22 protein-coding genes are annotated in these 20123 nt (G+C 62.4%); 12 read left to right on the top strand and 10 right to left on the bottom strand.

Going from position 1 to position 20123, the window contains the following annotated elements; all coding sequences use genetic code 11:
• Positions 1 to 15: 15 nt before the first annotated feature.
• From ACYAR8_RS15120 to ACYAR8_RS15130, 3 genes are all read right to left on the bottom strand, one after another.
• On the bottom strand, positions 16 to 1281 hold the full coding sequence (locus ACYAR8_RS15120; RefSeq protein WP_108121501.1) for an ABC transporter permease: 1266 nt from the start codon (positions 1279 to 1281) through the stop codon (positions 16 to 18).
• Position 1282: 1 nt separating this feature from the next.
• On the bottom strand, positions 1283 to 1993 hold the full coding sequence (locus tag ACYAR8_RS15125) for an ABC transporter ATP-binding protein (protein WP_463580310.1): 711 nt from the start codon (positions 1991 to 1993) through the stop codon (positions 1283 to 1285).
• A gap of 63 nt (positions 1994 to 2056) precedes the next feature.
• Positions 2057 to 2641, bottom strand: a complete 585-nt coding sequence (locus ACYAR8_RS15130) for a DUF2796 domain-containing protein (RefSeq protein ID WP_463580311.1) — start codon at positions 2639 to 2641, stop codon at positions 2057 to 2059.
• A gap of 300 nt (positions 2642 to 2941) precedes the next feature.
• Here ACYAR8_RS15130 and ACYAR8_RS15135 point away from each other — a divergent pair, with 300 nt between their 5' ends.
• Positions 2942 to 3295 carry a hypothetical protein gene (locus ACYAR8_RS15135; protein ID WP_265388124.1) on the top strand — a complete coding sequence of 118 codons (354 nt, stop codon included), beginning with the start codon at positions 2942 to 2944 and terminating at the stop codon, positions 3293 to 3295.
• Between the two features lie 182 nt (positions 3296 to 3477).
• On the opposite strand, the gene trxA is transcribed toward ACYAR8_RS15135, so the two are convergent.
• From trxA to ACYAR8_RS15150, 3 genes are all read right to left on the bottom strand, one after another.
• Complete coding sequence (trxA, locus tag ACYAR8_RS15140; RefSeq protein WP_192173806.1) at positions 3478 to 4350, bottom strand: thioredoxin; 873 nt, start codon at positions 4348 to 4350, stop codon at positions 3478 to 3480.
• A 245-nt stretch (positions 4351 to 4595) separates the two neighbouring features.
• The gene (locus tag ACYAR8_RS15145; protein WP_074891791.1) at positions 4596 to 5255 is read right to left on the bottom strand and encodes a class I SAM-dependent methyltransferase; all 660 of its coding nucleotides are present in this window, start codon (positions 5253 to 5255) and stop codon (positions 4596 to 4598) included.
• Positions 5252 to 5704, bottom strand: coding sequence for a hypothetical protein (locus ACYAR8_RS15150; RefSeq protein ID WP_463580312.1), 453 nt, complete (start codon positions 5702 to 5704; stop codon positions 5252 to 5254). The genes ACYAR8_RS15145 and ACYAR8_RS15150 overlap by 4 nt, the downstream gene beginning before the upstream one ends.
• Positions 5705 to 5878: 174 nt before the next feature.
• Between ACYAR8_RS15150 and nrdR the strand changes: the two genes are divergently transcribed.
• The 11 genes from nrdR to ACYAR8_RS15205 all read left to right on the top strand — a co-directional run bounded on the left by nrdR (position 5879) and on the right by ACYAR8_RS15205 (position 14315).
• Positions 5879 to 6343, top strand: a complete 465-nt coding sequence (nrdR, locus tag ACYAR8_RS15155) for a transcriptional regulator NrdR (protein ID WP_463580313.1) — start codon at positions 5879 to 5881, stop codon at positions 6341 to 6343.
• A gap of 2 nt (positions 6344 to 6345) precedes the next feature.
• Entirely contained in the window at positions 6346 to 7485 is a 1140-nt protein-coding gene (gene ribD, locus ACYAR8_RS15160; protein WP_463580314.1) for a bifunctional diaminohydroxyphosphoribosylaminopyrimidine deaminase/5-amino-6-(5-phosphoribosylamino)uracil reductase RibD, read from the top strand.
• A 46-nt stretch (positions 7486 to 7531) separates the two neighbouring features.
• Positions 7532 to 8203: a riboflavin synthase gene (locus ACYAR8_RS15165; protein ID WP_074891799.1), complete on the top strand. Its 672-nt coding sequence runs from the start codon at positions 7532 to 7534 to the stop codon at positions 8201 to 8203.
• A gap of 17 nt (positions 8204 to 8220) precedes the next feature.
• Positions 8221 to 9312 carry a bifunctional 3,4-dihydroxy-2-butanone-4-phosphate synthase/GTP cyclohydrolase II gene (gene ribBA, locus ACYAR8_RS15170; protein ID WP_074891801.1) on the top strand — a complete coding sequence of 364 codons (1092 nt, stop codon included), beginning with the start codon at positions 8221 to 8223 and terminating at the stop codon, positions 9310 to 9312.
• A 149-nt stretch (positions 9313 to 9461) separates the two neighbouring features.
• Positions 9462 to 9938 (top strand): 6,7-dimethyl-8-ribityllumazine synthase, encoded by a 477-nt coding sequence (ribH, locus tag ACYAR8_RS15175; protein ID WP_037017809.1) that lies wholly within the window; start codon positions 9462 to 9464, stop codon positions 9936 to 9938.
• Positions 9935 to 10435, top strand: coding sequence for a transcription antitermination factor NusB (gene nusB, locus ACYAR8_RS15180; RefSeq protein ID WP_065988429.1), 501 nt, complete (start codon positions 9935 to 9937; stop codon positions 10433 to 10435). The genes ribH and nusB overlap by 4 nt, the downstream gene beginning before the upstream one ends.
• Before the next feature lie 37 nt (positions 10436 to 10472).
• Positions 10473 to 11438 (top strand): thiamine-phosphate kinase, encoded by a 966-nt coding sequence (gene thiL, locus ACYAR8_RS15185; protein WP_463580315.1) that lies wholly within the window; start codon positions 10473 to 10475, stop codon positions 11436 to 11438.
• Positions 11435 to 11944 carry a phosphatidylglycerophosphatase A family protein gene (locus tag ACYAR8_RS15190; RefSeq protein WP_265388132.1) on the top strand — a complete coding sequence of 170 codons (510 nt, stop codon included), beginning with the start codon at positions 11435 to 11437 and terminating at the stop codon, positions 11942 to 11944. The genes thiL and ACYAR8_RS15190 overlap by 4 nt, the downstream gene beginning before the upstream one ends.
• A 56-nt stretch (positions 11945 to 12000) precedes the next feature.
• Complete coding sequence (locus ACYAR8_RS15195; protein WP_463580316.1) at positions 12001 to 12747, top strand: substrate-binding periplasmic protein; 747 nt, start codon at positions 12001 to 12003, stop codon at positions 12745 to 12747.
• A gap of 106 nt (positions 12748 to 12853) precedes the next feature.
• On the top strand, positions 12854 to 13471 hold the full coding sequence (gene ribA / locus ACYAR8_RS15200; protein ID WP_074891807.1) for a GTP cyclohydrolase II: 618 nt from the start codon (positions 12854 to 12856) through the stop codon (positions 13469 to 13471).
• Between the two features lie 46 nt (positions 13472 to 13517).
• Entirely contained in the window at positions 13518 to 14315 is a 798-nt protein-coding gene (locus ACYAR8_RS15205) for a cobalamin-binding protein (protein ID WP_463580321.1), read from the top strand.
• Positions 14316 to 14333: 18 nt separating this feature from the next.
• Here the strand turns inward: ACYAR8_RS15205 and ACYAR8_RS15210 are convergent, their stop codons facing one another.
• The 4 genes from ACYAR8_RS15210 to ACYAR8_RS15225 all read right to left on the bottom strand — a co-directional run bounded on the left by ACYAR8_RS15210 (position 14334) and on the right by ACYAR8_RS15225 (position 19609).
• Positions 14334 to 16217 carry a TonB-dependent receptor domain-containing protein gene (locus tag ACYAR8_RS15210; protein WP_463580317.1) on the bottom strand — a complete coding sequence of 628 codons (1884 nt, stop codon included), beginning with the start codon at positions 16215 to 16217 and terminating at the stop codon, positions 14334 to 14336.
• Between the two features lie 198 nt (positions 16218 to 16415).
• Positions 16416 to 18305 carry a 1-deoxy-D-xylulose-5-phosphate synthase gene (gene dxs, locus ACYAR8_RS15215; RefSeq protein ID WP_463580318.1) on the bottom strand — a complete coding sequence of 630 codons (1890 nt, stop codon included), beginning with the start codon at positions 18303 to 18305 and terminating at the stop codon, positions 16416 to 16418.
• Positions 18306 to 18482: 177 nt separating this feature from the next.
• Positions 18483 to 19370 (bottom strand): (2E,6E)-farnesyl diphosphate synthase, encoded by an 888-nt coding sequence (gene ispA / locus ACYAR8_RS15220; RefSeq protein WP_463580319.1) that lies wholly within the window; start codon positions 19368 to 19370, stop codon positions 18483 to 18485.
• Positions 19367 to 19609, bottom strand: a complete 243-nt coding sequence (locus ACYAR8_RS15225) for an exodeoxyribonuclease VII small subunit (protein ID WP_062384761.1) — start codon at positions 19607 to 19609, stop codon at positions 19367 to 19369. Before ACYAR8_RS15225 ends, ispA begins: the two co-directional genes overlap by 4 nt.
• Positions 19610 to 20123: the final 514 nt, after the last annotated feature.

Genomic DNA, 20123 nt, shown 5'->3' on the forward strand with positions numbered 1-20123 from the left:
CGCATCACAACGACCTCATAAACGAATCGACAACCCGTCTGCCAGCGATTGGCGATAGGCACGCCACGCAGGAACGGTGCCCATCAACACGGCCGCGCCGAGAATCCCCGCCAGTAGCGTCCATTCGTAGGTGCTGGGCAGTGACAGTGGCAGATACAAACCATAATTGGCCTGCACGTAACCCTGCGCGGAGGCGATGCCGATGTAAAGCAGCGCCAGGCCGCAGACCGAGCCCCCCAGCGCCAGGGCAAACGCTTCCAGCACCAACAGACTGGCGATATGCCAGGGCCGCGCACCCACCGAACGCAGAATCGCCATCTCGCGGCGCCGCTCGTTAAGGCTGGTGAGGATCGCCGTCAGCATGCCGATCAACCCGGTCAGTACGACAAACAACGAAATCACGAACAGCGCCTTTTCAGCCGTACCCATCAGGCTCCACAGCTCCTGCAACGCTACCCCCGGCAGAATCGCCAACATCGGCTCGCCGCGGAACTCGTTGATGTCCCGCTGCACGGCAAAGGTCGCGATCTTGCTGTTCAGCCCGAGCATGAAGGCGGTGATGGCGGTGGGCGTGAGGTCCATGTTGCGTGCCTGATCGGCGCTGATACGCCCGGCGCCTTGTGCAGGCACGCCGTTGTGCCAGTCGATGTGAATCGCTTCCATGCCGCCCAGGCTGATGTGCAGCGTGCGGTCCACCGGCGTGCCGGTGCGTTTGAGAATGCCGACCACGGTGAACGGCTTGTCGTCATGCTTGACCAGACTCACCGTCGCGACGCCGTGGGCCAGCACCAGCTTGTCGCCGAGCTTGTAATGCAGCGCGTCCGCCACTTCCGCACCGAGCACCACCTCAAACGGGTCGGTGGCGAACGGCCGGCCGTCGGCCAGCTCCAGATGCTGCTGACGACCGTATTGGTAGTGCTCGAAATACGATTCATTGGTGCCCATCACGCGATAGCCGCGATGGCTGTCACCCAGGGAAATCGGGATCGCCCACTTCACCTGCTTGCTGTTTGCGAAGTGCTCGAAGCTGTCCCAGCGAATGTTGTTGGTGGCATTGCCGATGCGGAACACCGAGTACAGCAGCAGGTTGACCGAGCCCGAACGCGCGCCGACGATCAGGTCCGTGCCGCTGATGGTGCTGGCAAAACTCGCGCGCGCTTCGGTGCGCACCCGTTCGACTGCCAGCAGCAGGCAAACGGAAAGGGCGATGGCGAACGCGGTGAGGAACGCGGTGAAGCGGCGGTTGGCGAGGCTGGCCAGCGCCAGACGAAGAAGATACATCTCAGACCTCTGCGGCGACGGCGGCGCGATTGAGTTCGGCCAGCGACAGGTTGCGATCAAACAGCGGCGCCAGGCTCTGATCGTGGCTGACGAATAACAGGCTGGCGCCGGCCTCGCGGCATTCGGCGAACAGCAGCTGAATGAAAGCTTCGCGGGCGTCGGCATCCAGCGCCGAGGTGGGTTCGTCAGCGATCACCAGCTCCGGCTGGCCGATCAGCGCGCGGGCTGCGGCGACGCGCTGCTGCTGACCGATGGACAGCGAGTCGGCGCGGCGGCTGAGCATTTCAGGGTCTTTCAGGCCCAGGTGAGCGAGCAGGCTTTCAGCCGCTTTGTCGACGCTGCCGTGGCGCTGCGTTGCACGCTGGGTGCGCAATGTAGAAAAGCGACACGGCAGCTCGACGTTCTCGCGCACCGACAAAAACGGCAGCAGGTTGAACTGTTGAAAGATGTAGCCCGTGTGATCGACGCGAAACCGGTCCCGCGCCCCGGCCGAGAGCTGCGTCAGCTCCTGACCGAGCAGGCGAACGCTGCCGCGACTCGGGCGCTGCACACCGCCCAGCAGACCCAGCAACGTGGTTTTACCGCTGCCGCTGGGGCCTTTGAGGAACAGGGTTTCGCCGGCATCGAGGCGAAACGCCGGAATGTCCAGCAGTTGCGGATGCCCCGGCCAGCTGAAGCCGAGTTCGGACAATTCAATGAGCGCTTGAGTCATGGCCACACGTGCGTCTGAAAAGTGATCGACCGGGAAGCCCGGTCGCTGATGGAGCGGCGCTGGTTAAAACTTGACCACCGGATTGCTCGGACGCACTTCAGCGCCCATCTGGCGTTTCGGTGTCACCAGCTGTACTTGAATGGTCTGGGTGGCCGGGAAGCTTTTGAACAGTTGGGTCAGGTCGAGCTTGTTGAGCACGTTCGGCGCGCTGCAGGCGAACTGATAGTGACCGTGTATTTCGCTGTGCTCGTGTTCAGCGGCGTCCGCACCGGCTTGGTCATGATCGTGGTCGTCGTCATCCTTGTCGCCGAACAGCGTGCTTTCAACCCGCTGCCTGGTGGCGGTGCACCCGGCCGCTTCCGGAAGACTGAACAGCGCGTGGGGCTTGAGCAGGGTTTCCTTGGCCAGGGCCAGGGTCATCTTGTCAGCGTCTGTGGTTGCCGGATGCTCGAAGCCGACGATGTTCATCGCCGGGGTGTCGAGCTCCAGTTCCAGCGTACGCCCGTCCAGCGCCATATCCAGCCGCGCGACACCGTGCACGTGCGCGCCTAAACTGCCGTGCTCATGATCGTGGTCATGTTCATCGGCCGCGTGGGCGACGGCGAGGGGCAGCAAAGCGAAGGGCAGGGCGAGTAGCAAACGACGCATGGGGGAAAGCTCCGGAGGCAGGTCTGAAATTTGTTATGTGATCTTATAACAATGTGTTGCGCGGTTTCTTAACTTTTTCAAGCGACCCTGTCCGATCCTGTGGGAGCGTGGCTTGCCCCGCGATCTGGCGCGCAGCGGCAGCCGTTCGGCCGGCTCAGTAGTCCATCTGTTTACGACGACTGCGTCGCCGATCGCGGGACAAGCCACGCTCCTACAGTATTGCGCGACATCAGTAGATCACGTGCAGCTCGCTATTTCCTGTGGGACCATGCCGGTCCGCCTTATCAGAGGACACACACCATGCTGCGAATCCGTGGAACCGTCGGCGATTTGCCGGTGGATCTGACTGTGGAAATGGACGACGCCGATTGGGCTCGGCTGGGCATTCAGCTGGGCGCGCAGGTTCAGGAAACGTCGGCGCCAACGGATACGTCCGTCAAGCCTGCGGCCAGTCGCAATGATGCTGTCTGGGATATCGCTCAGGAGCTGCTACGCAAAGCAGGTCACCTGACCGGGCCGGATCTGCTCGGTCAGCTTGAAGGACTGTCGGGCAGCACCGCTGCGGGCAAACGCCTGATGGTGCGCATGCGTCACAGCGCCAACGTGAAAGTAGAAAGCCAGGGCGACACGCCGGTGTATCGCTGGGTTGAGTGATACACAGGGCGTTTTGGACCCGTGTGGGACCGGCTTTAGCCGGGAAGGCGTCGTCTGTCACACCACAAAATTGAGGGTGCTCATGCGGGCCTTTTCCCGGCTAAAGCCGGTCCCACAAGTAGACCGCGTACATTCCTTGGGACTTTCTCCGTCTATCAAAGGGCCGGCTTCAGCCGGGAAGGCTAGTAAAGCGCCGCAAACAACCGACGACGATACGTAGTTACCAGCGGGTGATCGTTGCCCAGCAAGTCAAACACCTGCAGCAGCGTCTTGTGCGGCTGGCCTTCGTTGTAGCTACGGTTGCGGATGAACAGCTTGAGCAGTCCCTCCAGCGCAGCTTCGTATTGCTGACGGGACAATTGCTGGATCGCCAGCTGGTGCGCGGCTTCATCGTCCTGCGGGTTCTGCGCCAGGCGCGACTTCAACTCGGCGACATCAGGCAACGCGGCGGCCTCAGCCAGGAACGTCAATTGTGCCTTCGCCCCGGCCAGCGCGGCCTTGTGCTCATCGCTTTTAACCGCATCCAGCACCGTACGGGCTTCCGTCAGCTCGCCGCGTTCGGCCAGGCAGCGGGCATACAGAATCAGCGCGGCAGCGTTGGTGTTGTCCTCGGCGAGGATGGTCTGCAGCACCGCTTCGGCTTCGGCGAAATGGCTCTCGGCGAACATCGCCTGGGCGGTTTTCAGCGGGTCGGCGGCGGCTGGCGGCGGCATCTGCACATGGGGCTCAAGCAGCGCGCGGATTTGCGATTCAGGTTGGGCACCGGAGAAGCCATCGACCGGCTGACCGTCCTTGAACAGCACCACCGTGGGCAGGCTGCGAATGCCGAAGCGCGCCACGATGTCCTGTTCAGCATCGCAATCGACCTTGGCCAGCAGCAGTTCGCCCTGATAGCTCTCAGCAATCTGTTGCAGCAGCGGCATCAGCACCTTGCACGGCGCACACCACTCAGCCCAGAAATCCACCAGCACGGGTTTGTGAAAAGAATTCTCGATGACCATCTGATCGAAAGTGGCGGTGGTCGCATCGAAGATGTACGGCGTGTCCTGGCTCATCGCGGGTCTCGAAAAAAGGCTTGATGGCGCGAACTATAAAGCGCTGTGGGGATTGTCGGAAGCGCGACAGCAGATGTGCGGTTTGCCGATGACCTGTGGGAGCGTGGCTTGTCCCGCGATCGGCGACGAAGTCGTCGTAAAACGGGTCAACTGGGTAAGGCTGACGCACCGTGTTGGGTGGGTTGTTGCCGCTGCGCGCCAGATCGCGGGACAAGCCACGCTCCTACGGGGTGGGTCAGGTCAGTTCAGGCCTGTCGCTGCGCGTGATAAAGACTCACCCTGCGAAACTCCCACGGCTCGGCCAGATCCGGCAGCGTCAGCGCCTCCAGAATCCCCAGCCGCTCATACAGAGGATGCTGAAAGTCCCGCACCCGGGAATCGGCCACCAACGCTTGTTTCCCACGACTGAGAAACTGATCCAGCAGCGGCAGGTTGGCGCGGTCGTACAGCACGTCGGCCACCAGAATAAGGTCGAAACGATCGTGCTCGGCGAAGAAGTCGCGTGAATACTCAAGCGTCACGCCGTTCAGCTCGGCATTCGCGCGGCAGGCCTCGATCGCCAACGGATCGAGATCACAGGCGACCACTTCAAGCGCCCCGGCTTTCATCGCCGCAATGCCTGCGACCCCAGACCCCGCCCCGAAATCCAGCACCCGCTTGCCCGCGACCCACTGCGGCTGCTCGGCGAGAAAGCGCGCCAGCGCCAGGCCACTGGCCCAGCAAAAACTCCAGTAGGGCGGGTCTTCGAGAATGCGCCGGGTTTCTTCAGGGCTGAACGCGCGATCCATATTGTTCGCGTCGATCAGCCACAACGTCAGGTCCGTCCCCGGCAGAGCTTCGGCCACCAGCTGCGCATCGCCCAACAGCTCGCTCAATGCGGCTTGCAGGTGGAGCGGGGCGGTCACGGCGCGGTTGCGAATTGCAGCTGACCCAGCGCCTGAGTGGTGGGTTGGGTGATCAGCACGGACGGCAGATGCAGAATCAACTGACCCGACTTGCTGGCGCGGCCGCGCAGTTCAACCCGTGCTCCCACCGGGAAAGCTTCCGGATTGAAACGCAGCTGAAACGGCAGCGACTGGTTGTTCCCCACCAGCTTGGTGCTGGTCAGCAGCTTCTGCGGGCGGTTGCGATCGTCAATGACCAGCAACGCCAGCTCGACTTCTGCGCCGGCCGGCACGCCCAGCAACTGGCCGCTCAATTCGCGCTGGAACGGCTGCAACGGACCTTGCCCCTCCGGCAGCGTGATGGCGTTAGGGGCAGGCTTGGCGGGCGCGGCAGGTTTCGGCGCCTCGGCCGTGCTGCAGGCAGCGAGCAGGCCCACAAGGCTGATTACAGCAAGCGTACGTAGCGTCATGAACAGCTCCAGAAAAAGCAGAAGGCGGGCGAGTTACGCACGGGATGGCGCAGTATCGCTGAGTGCGGCGGGTTTCACCGCACTGAATGCGCGTCTATATACCTCAAAGCCTCGCACTTGTCTTGCCAGCGAGATGCGCTACCATGGCCCTCCCTTTTTTTGTTGCCTGCCACCATGCACTGTCCCTTTTGCGGTGCCAACGACACCAAAGTCATTGACTCGCGCCTCGTTGCTGAAGGCGATCAGGTTCGCCGCCGCCGCGAATGCGTCGCCTGCGAAGAACGCTTCACCACATTCGAAACCGCTGAACTGGTTCTGCCCCGGCTGATCAAGCAGGACGGCAGCCGTCAGCCCTTCGACGAAGAGAAGCTGCGCGCCGGTATGCAGCGCGCGCTGGAAAAGCGTCCGGTCAGCGTCGAACGTCTGGAAGCGGCCCTGGCCCACATCCAAAGCAAGCTGCGCGCGACCGGCGAGCGCGAGGTCAAATCGCTGATCGTCGGTGAGCTGGTCATGGGCGAGCTGCAAAAACTCGACGAGGTGGCCTACATCCGCTTTGCTTCTGTTTATCGGCGGTTTCAGGACCTCAACGAATTCCGCGAAGAAATCGACCGACTGGCTCGCGAGCCGGTTAAAGAGTGAGCATGACCACCACAGAGCAAAGCGTGCTCGACGCAGCCTATATGGCACGGGCGCTGGAACTGGCGCGCAAGGGCGCCTACTCGACGCACCCCAACCCGCGTGTCGGCTGCGTGATCGTGCGTGATGGCGAGATTGTCGGTGAAGGCTGGCACGTCCGCGCCGGTGAACCCCATGCCGAGGTGCATGCGCTGCGCCAGGCGGGCGACAAGGCAAAGGATGCGACCGCTTACGTCACCCTCGAGCCCTGCAGTCATCATGGCCGCACCCCGCCGTGCGCCGACGCGCTGGTCAACGCCGGTGTGGCGCGTGTGGTGGCCGCGATGCAAGACCCCAATCCCGACGTCGCCGGCCGTGGCCTGTTGCGCCTCATGGGCGCGGGAATTGCGGTACAGAGCGGCGTGCTCGAAAGCGAAGCGCGGGCGCTGAACAAAGGGTTTCTCAAACGCATGGAACACGGCCTGCCCTACGTGCGGGTGAAGCTGGCGATGAGCCTCGACGGCCGCACGGCCATGGCCAGCGGCGAAAGCCAGTGGATCACCGGCCCCGAAGCGCGCTCGGCTGTGCAGCGCCTGCGAGCCCAGTCGAGTGTGGTGCTGACCGGCGCCGATACCGTGCTGGCCGACAACGCGCGACTCACCGTTCGGCCTGACGAATTGGGCCTGAACGCCGAACTCACCGCATTGTCCGCGACCCGACCGCCGTTGCGCGTGTTGATCGACGGGCGTTTGCGGGTGCCACTTGATGCGCCTTTCTTTAAAGCGGGCAATGCGCTGGTAGTGACTTGCGCGGCAGCCTCGGCCCGCGAGCGTTACCACGACGAAGGCCACGAAATGCTGGCGCTGCCGAGCAGTGGCGGACACGTCGACCTGCGCAAACTGCTGATCGAACTGGCCGCCCGCGGCGTCAACGACGTGTTGGTAGAGGCTGGCCCTAAACTCGCCGGCGCGTTTACCCGGTTGGGCCTGGTGGATGAATACCAGATCTTCGTGGCGGGCAAGTTCATGGGCTCGTCGGCGCGACCGTTGCTGGACCTGCCGATGGCGCAAATGAGCGAAGCGCTCGAACTCAAGATTGTCGAAATGCGCGCGGTCGGCAATGACTGGCGAGTCATTGCGATACCCGCGTCGCACCCCGGCGTATAATTCCGGCTTCCGCGTTCAGCGCTGGCCCTGTTTTCCAGGAGCACCCATGTTTACCGGCATCATCGAATCCATCGGCAGCATCCGCGCCATCACTCCGAAAGGCGGCGACGTCCGCGTTTACGTAGAGACCGGCAAGCTTGACCTTTCCGACGTGAAGCTGGGCGACAGCATCGCGGTCAACGGCGTCTGCCTGACCGCCGTTGAATTGCCAGGCGACGGCTTCTGGGCTGACGTCAGCCGCGAGACCCTGAACGTCACCGCGTTCGTCGATCTCAAGACCGGCAGCCGGGTCAATCTGGAAAAAGCCCTGACCCCGACCACTCGCCTGGGCGGCCATCTGGTCAGCGGCCACGTCGATGGCGTCGGCGAAGTGCTCTCCCGCGAAGAAAACGCCCGTGCCATTCAGTTCCGCATGCGCGCACCCCGCGAGCTGGCCAAGTACATCTCCCACAAAGGCTCGATCACCATCGACGGCACCAGCCTGACCGTGAATGCGGTCAACGGCGCCGAGTTCGAGCTGACCATCGTTCCGCACACGCTCGCCGAAACCATCATGGGCGACTACAGCCCGGGCCGTAAAATCAACCTGGAAGTCGATCTGCTGGCGCGTTACCTCGAGCGTTTGTTGCTCGGTGACAAAGCGGCTGATCCGACGCCGGCCCAGGGCGGCAACATCACTGAAAGCTTTCTGGCCGCCAACGGCTACCTCAAATCCTGAATCGAAGGGGGTGCCGCGTGGCGCTCAACAGCATCGAAGAACTGGTTGAAGACATTCGCCAAGGCAAGATGGTCATCCTCATGGATGACGAAGACCGTGAGAATGAAGGCGATCTGATCATGGCCTCCGAGTGCGTCAAGGCCGAGCACATCAACTTCATGGCGCGTTACGCCCGTGGCCTGATCTGCATGCCGATGACCCGCGAGCGCTGCGAGACGCTGAAGCTGCCGCTGATGGCGCAGCGCAATGGTTCGGGCTTCGGCACCAAGTTCACCGTGTCCATCGAAGCCGCCGAGGGCGTGACCACCGGGATTTCCGCCGCCGACCGCGCGCGCACCGTTCAGGCCGCTGCTGCCAAAGACGCGAAGGCCGATGACATCGTCAGCCCGGGCCACATTTTCCCGCTGATGGCCCAGGCTGGCGGCACGCTGTCCCGCGCAGGCCATACCGAAGCGGCATGCGACCTGGCGCGCATGGCCGGTTTCGAGCCGACTGGCGTGATCTGCGAAGTCATGAACGACGACGGCACCATGTCCCGTCGTACTGAACTGGAAGCTTTCGCGGCCGAGCACAACATCAAGATCGGCACCATCGCTGACCTTATCCATTACCGGATGATCCACGAACGTACCGTTCAGCGGATTGCCGAGCAGCCGCTGGACAGCGAACTGGGCCATTTCAATCTGGTGACCTACCGCGATTCCGTCGAAGGCGATGTGCATTTGGCGCTGACGCTGGGCAAGATCTGCGCAGAAGAAGCGACGCTGGTTCGCGTGCATAACATGGACCCGCTGCGCGACCTGTTGATGGTCAGACAGCCCGGCCGCTGGAGCCTGCGCGCTGCCATGAAGACCGTGGCCGAGGCCGGCAGCGGTGTCGTGCTGCTGCTCGGTCACCCGCTCGATGGCGACACGGTTCTGGCCCATGTGCGTGAAACCGCTGGCGGCACCCCGATCAAAACACCGACCACTTACAGCACGGTCGGTGCCGGTTCACAGATCCTTCGTGACCTCGGCGTGCGCAAAATGCGCCTGATGAGTTCGCCAATGAAGTTCAATGCGATATCCGGTTTCGATCTGGAAGTTGTAGAATACGTGCCCTCCGAATAAAGACCGGCAGGTGACAGGCCCCCGACAGCGTTCAGCCGTTGGTGGTTTTTGTCCCTGCAGTCGCCCGATTCGTGGCCTAAAATCCCTGAAAGCGCGCGCCCGATGCGCGCTTTCATGCTCTTTAATACGAGAACACGAGACTCAGCCGAATGACCCTGAAGACCATCGAAGGTACCTTCATCGCCCCCCAAGGTCGCTATGCCCTGGTGGTTGGCCGCTTCAACAGCTTCGTCGTCGAAAGCCTCGTCAGCGGCGCCGTTGATGCCCTGGTTCGCCATGGCGTGAGCGAAAGCGACATCACCATCATTCGCGCACCGGGCGCGTTCGAAATCCCGCTGGTTGTGCAGAAGGTCGCTCAACGCAGCGAATTCGCCGCCATCATCGCCCTGGGCGCCGTCATTCGTGGCGGCACCCCGCACTTCGAATACGTCGCTGGCGAATGCACCAAGGGCCTGTCCCAGGTGTCCATGGAATTCGGCGTGCCGGTCGCTTTCGGCGTACTGACTGTCGATTCCATCGAACAGGCGATCGAGCGTTCCGGCACCAAGGCCGGTAACAAAGGCGCTGAAGCTGCGCTGTCCGCCATTGAGATGGTCAGCCTGTTGGCGCAGTTGGAGGCCAAGTGATTAACGACGAAAGCGATCAGTTCAACCCGCGTGATCCACGTGCGGCAGACGCTGGCAAGCCATCCAAGAGCGAAAAGCGCCGTGCGGCTCGCCAGATGGCGATGCAGGCCCTGTACCAGCGCCACATGGCGGGTCAGTCGCTGAACGAAATCGAAGCACAGTTTCGCGTCGACAACGACTTCACCTCTGTCGATGCCAGCTATTTCCACGACATCCTTCACGGTGTCCCGGCCAATCAGGACAAGATCGACGCTGCACTGGCGCCTTGCCTGGACCTGACCATCGAAGAGCTGGACCCGGTTGAACTGGCGGTATTGCGCCTGTCGACCTGGGAACTGCTCGAGCGCATCGACGTGCCGTATCGTGTGGTCATCAACGAAGGGATCGAGCTGGCGAAAGTCTACGGTTCGACCGACGGCCACAAGTTCGTCAACGGCGTGCTCGACAAGCTGGCTCCGCGTTTGCGCGAAGTCGAAGTGAAGGCGCACAAGCGCTGAGGCTTCTGGGTTTCTCCAGAACCTGAGCGTCTCCGCCATGGGCGAGTTCGAGCTGATCCGCAATTACTTTGCCGCTGCGCCCTGCGCGCAGCCCGGCGAAGGCGTTGCACTGGGCATCGGCGACGACTGCGCCCTGTTGTCGGTGGCCGCTGGCGAGCAACTCGCCGTCTCCACTGACACGCTGGTCGCCGGGGTGCATTTCCCCGACGTCTGCGATCCTTTCCTGCTCGGCCAGCGCGCACTCGGCGTCTCGGCCAGCGACCTGGCCGCCATGGGCGCCAGTCCCCTCGCATTTACCCTTGCCCTGACCCTGCCGCAGGTTTCCGCCGACTGGCTGGAAGCATTCGCTCGCGGTTTGAATACGATGGCCCAGAGCTGCGGCCTGCGCCTGATCGGCGGCGACACCACGCGCGGTCCTTTGAGCCTGACCCTCACGGTCTTCGGCACCGTCCCGACCGGGCAGGCCTTGACTCGAAGCGGCGCGCGGCCTGGCGATGTGTTGTGCGTGGGCGGTCCTCTGGGTGACGCGGCCGGGGCGCTGCCGTTGGTGTTGAACCAGCGCAGCACCGAGGCGTCTACCACTCAGGCCTTGCTGGCGCGGTACTGGTCGCCGCAGCCACAGTTCGAGCTGGGCATCGCGTTGCGCGGCAAGGCCAGCGCGGCGCTGGACATCTCCGACGGACTGCTCGCCGATTGCGGACACATCGCCACGGCATCGGGCGTACGCTTGCTCGTTGAACGCGACAAAGTGCCGATGTCCGACGCACTGCTGAGTTTTTTCGGGCCTGACGCGGCGTTGAACGCCGCGCTCAGTGGGGGCGACGACTACAGACTGGCTTTCACGTTGCCGCCCTCATGGCTGGCTGAACTACAGGCTTCCGGCTTGCCTGTTTTCGTTCTGGGTCGAGTGGTCGAAGGTCACGGCGTGGCGCTGATTGACGCACTTGGGCAGGACGTCACCCCGTTGACTCGGGGCTATCAACATTTTCAGGAGACACGGTGACAGATCATCCTAATCAGGTCCCGGCGGAAAACGTTCCACCGTCGGTATGGACCAATCCGTGGCATTTCCTGGCCTTCGGTTTCGGCTCCGGCACACTCCCCAAAGCGCCCGGCACCTGGGGCTCGATGGTCGCCGTGCCGTTTATTCCGCTGTGGCAAATGCTGCCGGACTGGGGCTATTGGCTGATGCTCGGCCTGACCATGCTGTTCGGCTTCTGGCTGTGCGGCAAGGTGGCCGACGACCTGCGCGTCCACGACCACGAAGGCATCGTCTGGGACGAAATGGTCGGCATGTGGATCACCTTGTGGCTGGTGCCCGAAGGTTGGGTATGGCTGCTGGTGGGTTTCCTCGTGTTCCGCTTTTTCGACATCCTCAAGCCCTGGCCCATCCACTGGATCGACAAGCACGTGCACGGCGGCGTCGGCATCATGCTCGATGATGTCTTGGCCGGTGTGTTCGCATGGCTTGCCATGCAAGGGCTGGTCTGGCTGTGGGCCGTGATATAGGGGCTGCGCCCATGAGGCGTTCAGGTGTGGGATGGCTTCTGGGTCTGGCGTTGTCAATGACGACTGTCTGGGCGAGTGCCGCTGCGGCAGCCCCTGCTACGTTGCCCGGCAAACCCTCTGACATCCTGCTGGTGAGCGAGCACTGGATTGGCTACACAGAAACAGACGGCACGGGGCTGGGTTGGGACCTGATGCGCGAGATCTTCGAGCCCGCCGGGGTCAAGGTCGAGCAGCGCATCGAGCCCTATACGCGCGCGGTCGGGCTGGTGCAGCGCGGCGAGGCCGATGCCTGGATTGCCGCCTACAAGGATGAGGTCGGGGGCACGCTTTATTCGAAGTGGCACTACGACAATGACGAGATCTACACGCTGAGCCTGGCGTCGAATCCGCTCCCTTCGCTGCAGACGCTGGGCAAATATCGCCTGGCCTGGGTGCGCGGCTACGAGTTTCAGCACTATCTGCCTAACGTGATGCACTTCAATGAAGTCGCCCGGCGCGATCACATTCTGCCGATGCTCGAATACGGGCGCGCGGACCTGTACATCGATGCCAAGCCGGAGATGGACTTCATCCTCGCCCAAAGCAATGATCCCCAACGCTATCGCGTGACCTACCTCACTGTCATCCCTTTGTACCTGAGCTTCGCAGACACCCCGCGAGGGCACGCGCTGCGGGATCTGTTCGACGTTCGGATGGGTGATCTGGTAGGCAGCGGCAAGCTGCGCCCGATCTTTGCACGCTGGAAACATCCGTATCCGTTCGACACAGACGGTCATCAATCCGGTACCGGCGCTGCCCACTGATCAAACGTGTTGATCTGATTGGCCAACAATTCAGCCTAAGCGTCTGTCGGAACCTGCTGTTACAATGTTGCGAATTTCCAGCCCTCATACAGATCAGGAGCACCCGGTGCCCGTCGTATTTGTCGCGGCTTCCAAGCTGCCTACCCCTTTTGCCACTTTCAAGATGAACGGCTTTCTCGAGCAGGAAAACGGTCGCGAACATGTCGTGCTGACCCTCGGCGATGTGTCAGATGGCGCCCCGGTACTCGGCCGTGTGCATTCCGAATGCCTGACCGGTGATGCGCTGTTCAGTCAGCGCTGCGATTGCGGTTCCCAGCTTGAAGCGGCGTTGCGCGCCATCGCTGCCGAGGGCCGTGGCGTGCTGTTGTACCTGCGCCAGGAAGGCCGCGGCATAGGCCTGATGAACAAGATCCGCGCGTATGAATTGCAGGATGGCGGTGCCGACACCGTTGAGGCGAACGAGCGGCTGGGCTTCGCCGCTGACCAGCGCGATTACGGCATTTGCCTGCCGATGCTGGAGCACTTGGGCATCAAGTCCCTGCGTTTGATGACCAATAATCCACGAAAGGTCAAAGCGCTCACCGACATGGGCATCACCGTCGCCGAGCGCGTGCCGCTGCACACGGGCCACAATCCGCATAACAAGCTGTATCTGGCGACCAAGGCCGGCAAGCTGGGCCACATGATGGGCAATGAGCATCAGAGCGAAGTCGATCCAGCGTGACGCCCGGCAGCCTGCGCCGTGGTGTGGCGCCGGCTGGACGCGCTTGATGCGGTCACTGATTGCTAGCCTGCTGTTGCTGATCGCCTGTCAGGCCGGCGCTGCCCAGCGGGTAGTCAGCCTCGCACCCTCTCTGACTGAAATCGTGATCGAACTGGATGCCGCCGATCTGTTGGTCGGCGTACTGGACGGCGGCCCGCGTCCGGAAAAAGGAGTGGGCCTGCCTTCGGTGGGTCGATACGGCCAGCTCGACATCGAGGGTTTGCTCAGTTTGCAGCCGGATCTTCTGCTGCTCTGGCCCGGCAGCGTCAGCGTGGCCCAGCGCGACCAACTGAAGCGCCTGAACATTCCCACCTACACCGCCGAGCCCCACACGCTGAACGAGCTGGCTGACCAGATTGAGCAGATGGGCGAGCGCCTCGGCCGTGCGGATCGTGGGCGTCAAGTCGCGGCAGATTTTCGTCAGCGATTGGCCGCGTTGCGTGAGCGGTATCGACGCGATGCCCCGTTGAAAGTCTTTTACCAAGTGTGGGATCAGCCGCTCTACACGGTAGGCGGGGGGCAGATCATCAGTGATGCACTGACCGTGTGCGGCGCACGCAACGTCTTTGATGACCTCAAACTGCCGGCGCCGCAGGTCAGTCTCGAGTCAGTCCTGCAGCGCGACCCGGACGTGATTCTGGTCAGCGATGCTGCATTGCTGTCGGGATGGAACGCCTGGTCACAGTTGAAGGCTGTGAAGGCCGGTCGCCTGATTGCCGTGCCCGACAAAGGCCTTGAGCGAGCCAGCGGGCAGATGGTGAGCGCGTTGCAGAAGGTGTGCAGCTTAATAGCGCCAGAGCGCTAGATCAGGCAGGCTGCAACTCTACAGCTCCGGCGTCCAGGTCACGCCAAACATCCACGTTCGACCTTCTTCACGATAGCCGTAATTACTGCCATCAAAGCTGTACAGCGTTCGGCTATAGCGCTTGTCCAGGGCGTTATCCAGCTTGAACTCGAGCCTTACTTCGTCGCTGGCTTTCCAGCTGCTGCGCAACCCGAACAAGGAGTAGCCGCCAATGTGTTGGGTGTTGGCCTCGTAGTTGTAACTGTCACTGACAGCCTGCCAACTGGCGCCGACGCCGAGGCGATCGAACTGCCGGTCGAGATCGAGGTTCAGGGTGCGGCGTGCGCGACGGTTAAGCGTATGGCCGGTGTCTCGATCACGCGGGTCGATGACCGACGCGCCCAGCTTGCCGGTCCAGCCGAACAACTGCTGTTCAAGGGATGCTTCGACACCATTGATCCGCGCCGAGCCGATATTTTCAGGGCGGAAGTCACTGTCGAGGGCGATGGCGTCCTGAAGGTCAGTGCGATAGAGCGAGGCTTCAAGACGAGCCGTGTCGCTCAGGCGACTGCGCCATTGCAGCTCGTAGGTTTTTGAATGCTCGGGCTTGAGGTTCGGGTTGCTGAAGTCCGGGTAATACAGATCGTTGAACGTCGGCGCGCGGAAGCCTTCGCTGTAGGAAAGCAGCACATCGTTGGCGTCATTGAGCGGAACGGTGAGCGTGCCACTCCAGGTGTTCTGGCTACCGAACTGCTCATTCTGATCGTGGCGCAAGCCCAGTTCGGTGGAGAAGTGCTCGCCTTTGAAACGATGCTGAATGAACGCCGCGCGGTTCCAGCGGCTGTCCTCGTCGAACGCCGTGCTGCTGTTGACGCGGTCCTGGTACCAGTCGCCACCCAGCATCAGGCTGTTGCGGTCATCCAGGGCCAGGTCGTTCTGCCAATTGACCGAGTCGCGGTAGGTGTTGAACACGTAGTGATCGTCGCTCAGCTTATCCAGCGTCTTCTCGCGGTTCTCGCTGTGGCCCAGCTCCAGGCGGGTTTTCCAGGTCTGGTTGATGCGGGCATCCACGTAGGTGCCGAGGCTGCTCAGGTCAAACTTGCTGTATTGCTGCTGCCCCACCGTGTTGAACGTGACCGGGTCGAACAGACCGAACGGGTTGTCGAACTCGGTCTTGCCCCGGTTATCCAGCGCGTTGAAGCCCACTTCCACGTCGTCGTTGAGCCAGTGGCTGAGGTTCAGGCTCAAGGATTTATTGCGGTAGGCGTCGTGGTCGACATCACTGGCGAAGGACGGACCGGTGCGGTCGATGCCTGCCGTTTCATCCAGGCTGGTGCTGAGGTTGAAGTGCGTCTGCTGATCGCCGCCCGACAGGCCGAGGCTCTGCTGCTGCGTGCCTCGATTGCCGAAACCCGTATGCAGGCGGGCCTGGAGGCCTTGCTCGGCGCCCCGTCGAGTGAAGATCTGGATCACGCCGCCAATGGCGTCAGCGCCGTAGATGACCGAACGTGACCCGCGCAGCACTTCCACGCGCTCGATCTGCTCGACGTCGAGGTATTGCAGGTTACTGTCCGCCGACGTCGCATTGGCAATGCGCTGGCCATCGACCAACACCAGGCTTTGCGCGGCCTTGGTTCCGCGAATGAAAATCCCCGGCAGACTTCCCCGCCCGCCGCTGGGCGCAACTTGTACGCCGGGCACGCGACTCAACAGGTCAGTGACGCTGCCGGGTTGCAGGCGCTCAATGTCGGCGCGGGTGAACACGGTGTTCGCCGCGCTGCTGGTGTCCCGCTGCTCGACCTGGCGATTGGCGCTGATCAGCACGCTGTCCAGCTTCAAGGCGCTTTCGCGATCAGGCTGATCGGCATAGGCCTGCGTGGCGGGAATGAGGGAGAAGGCGAGGGCGAAGCGGAAAATTGTCATCGTATTGATCGCAAACCTGAAGAGCGCCACCCCGGTCACTCCCACAAATCTGTGGTTGGCCGGGTCAGTTGGTTTGACAGGTCACTGTAGGAGCGCGCTTGCCCGCGAAAGCGATCTGTCTGTTGCAAGTGTCTCAACTGATAGAACGCATTCGCGGGCAAGGTGGAACGCCACCCCCCGGACACGCCTGCAAAAAAACTACATCTTCAGCAGGCGCTGGTTGATCGACGCTTCAATCCCGGCAGCATCCAGACCGCACTCCGCCAGCATCTGCGCCGGCTTGGCGTGTTCGACATAAACATCGGGCAGGCCAAGGTGCAGCACCGACTTGAGAATGTTCTCCCGCGCCAGAAACTCGCTGACTGCCGCACCCGCGCCGCCCATGATGGCGTTTTCTTCGATCGTCACGAGCAAGTCGTGGCTGGCGGCCATCTCGCGCACCAGTGCCTCGTCCAGCGGTTTGACGAAGCGCATGTCGACCACGGTCGCATCGAGTTTCTCCGCCACGATCAGTGCTTCGGTCAACTGCACACCGAACACCAGCATGGCGACCTTGCTGCCTTGACGGCGCACCACACCCTTACCGATTTCCAGCGGTTCGAGACTGCTCTCGATCACGGCATTGGGGCCGTTGCCCCGCGGGTAACGGACGGCGGCGGGGCCTTTGAACAGGTGGCCGGTGGTGAGCATCTTGCGCAGCTCGTTTTCATCGCTCGGCGTCATGACCAGCATGCCGGGGATGCAACGCAGGTACGACAGATCGAAACTGCCGGCGTGGGTCGGGCCGTCTTCGCCCACCAGCCCAGCGCGGTCGATGGCGAACAGCACGTCCAGATTCTGCACGGCGACGTCGTGAATCAGCTGGTCGTAACCGCGCTGAAGGAACGTCGAATAAATCGCCACAACCGGCTTGGCGCCTTCGCAGGCCATGCCCGCTGCCAGCGTCACTGCGTGCTGCTCGGCGATGGCGACGTCGAAATAGCGCTCCGGGAAACGTTCGCTGAACGCGACCAGATCCGAACCTTCTTTCATGGCAGGCGTGATACCGACCAGACGCTCATCCGCTTCGGCCATGTCGCACAGCCACTGGCCGAACACGCCGGAATACTTGGGGCCGCCGGCTTTTTTAGGGACGACGGGCGCGTTCAGCGGGTCAAGCTTGGTGATGGCGTGATAGCCGATCGGATCGACCTCGGCCGGCGCGAAACCTTTGCCCTTCTTGGTGACCACGTGCAGGAACTGCGGACCCTTGAGGTCGCGCATGTTACGCAGGGTGGCGATCAGGATAGGCAGGTCGTGGCCGTCGATCGGGCCGATGTAGTTCCAGCCGAGTTCTTCGAACAGCGTGCCGGGCACCAACATGCCTTTGGCGTATTCCTCGGTGCGGCGGGCGATTTCCCAGGCGCCGGGCAGGCGCGACAGCACTTTCTTGCTGCCTTCGCGCATGCTTGCGTACGTGCGGCTGGAAAGGATTTTCGCCAGGTAGTTCGACAGCCCGCCAACGTTGCGCGAGATCGACATGTCGTTGTCGTTGAGGATCACCAGCATGTCAGCGTTGACTTCAGGCGCGTGATTCAGCGCCTCGAAGGCCATGCCTGCGGTCAGTGCGCCGTCGCCTATCACGGCAATGGACTTGCGCTCGCTGCCTTGCAGGCGGGAGGCGACCGCCATGCCCAGCGCGGCGCTGATGGAGGTGCTGGAGTGACCGACGCCAAAAGTGTCGTATTCACTCTCGCTGCGACGCGGGAATGCCGCCACACCGCCTTTCTGGCGCAGTGTCGACATTTGTTCGCGACGACCCGTGAGGATCTTGTGCGGGTACGCCTGATGACCGACGTCCCAGACCAGCCGGTCGTCGGGGGTATCGAAGACGTAGTGCAAGGCCACGGTCAGTTCGATGACGCCGAGGCCGGCGCCGAAATGGCCGCCGGTCTGGCCAACGGTGTAAAGCAGCTCCAGGCGCAGTTCATCCGCCAGGGCTTCAAGCTCTGCTTCACCTAAGCGGCGCAGGCCGTCCGGCGTCACTGCCTTGTCGAGCAGAGGCGTGGACGGGCGCTCGCGGGGAATCTCTTTGAACGTCGTGGGCATCAGGCGAATCGTTATAAGTAAAAGAAGCGGCAGTTTACCTGATGCGTTGCCGGCTGCGCACGATGTGCAGCAATGCGATGCTCAGGGGAAACGATTGCCGGGGAAATCGGGCGCCTGCAGCGCGAGGCTGCTTGCGCCCGATAAGTGCTATGACCTGCGCAGGGTTGTGGGGTTCGACTAGCTGCGGCGTTCGACGATATAACGCGCCAACGCGCGCAAGGGCTCTGCGGCCTCATCAAACGGTTGCAACGCCACAAGGGCATGATCGCGCAATTCAAGTGCGTAATGCTTGGCTTCTTCCAGGCCCAGCAGCGCTGGGTAGGTCGGCTTGTCGCGGGCAATATCGGCGCCCTGGCGTTTGCCCAGCGTGGCGGTATCGCTTTCGACGTCGAGAATGTCGTCCTGCACCTGAAAGGCTAGGCCGATGGCGCGGGCGTAGATCTGCAGCGAGTCGAATTGAACCTGTGTCGCGTTGCCGCTGGCCAGGGCGCCGAGCCTGACGCTGGCTTCGATCAGAGCGCCGGTCTTGTGCCGGTGCATGAATTCCAGCGCTGTCTGGTCGAGCTTGAGTCCGACGGAACCCAGATCGATGGCTTGTCCGCCCACCATGCCGGCAGGGCCGGATGCACGGGCGAGGGTGGCGACCATCTTCAGCCGGGTGTCGGCGTCCTGCGGCGTCAGTGCGTTATCGCTGAGCACGCTGAAGGCGAGGGTCTGCAGACCGTCGCCGGCGAGAATCGCGCAGGCTTCGTCAAAGGCTTTATGGGTGGTGGGCAGGCCGCGACGCAAATCGTCGTCGTCCATGGCCGGCAGGTCGTCGTGTACCAGCGAATACGCGTGGATCAATTCGACGGCGCAGGCCGCGCCGTTGGCGTGCTCGGCGTTGCCGCCCAGGGCTTCGCAGGCGGCGTAGACCAGCAGCGGGCGCACGCGCTTGCCGCCATTGGTGACGCTGTAGCGCATGGCGGCGTACAGGCGGGTCAATTCAGGGGCGGGCGCATCGAACAGCGTCTCCAGCGCCGCGTTGACGCGGGCCTGGCTGAGTGCCTGATACGCCGCGATCATTCCGGCTGTTCCGCGTCGAACGGCTCTTCGGCCAGTTCGCCATCGCGCTCCAGCAAGACCTGCACTTTTTGCTCGGCCTGGGCCAGCGCGCTCTGGCACTCGCGGGTCAGGCGGATGCCTTGTTCGAAGGCGGTCAGTGAGTCTTCCAGCGACAGCTCACCGTTCTCCAGACGCTCGACGAGCGTTTGCAAATCCGTGAGTGACTGTTCGAAATCCAGTGCAGCTTTCTTGCGGGCCATGGCGGCTATCCCGGTAGACGTTAAACCGGCGCGACACTAGCAGAGCGCACGCATCGGGGCAAATGAGAAGGGTGAGGCGGCTGAAGCCTTGCTGCCGCTGCGCGCCAGATCGCGGGACAAGCCACGCTCCTACGGATCGGTGCACGGCGCAGATTTCGGGTGTTAACGCTAATCCAGTGTAGGAGTGAGCTTGCTCGCGAAGGCATCATTCCAGTCAACGCATGATCGCCTGAAACGGCGCAATCGCGAGCAAGCTCACTCCTACGGATCGGTGAACGGCGCAGATTTCGAGTGTTAACGCTAATCCAGTGTAGGAGCGCGCTTGCCCGCGAAGGCATCATTCCAGTCAGCGCATGATCGCCTGAAACGGCGCAATCGCGAGCAAGCTCACTCCTACGGATCGGTGCACAGCGCAGATTTCGAGTGTTAACGCCGATTCATTGTAGGAGCGCGCTTGCCCGCGAAGGCATCATTCCAGTCAACGCATGATCGCCTGAAACGGCGCAATCGCGAG

This window comes from Pseudomonas sp. HP_01 (assembly GCF_055284355.1).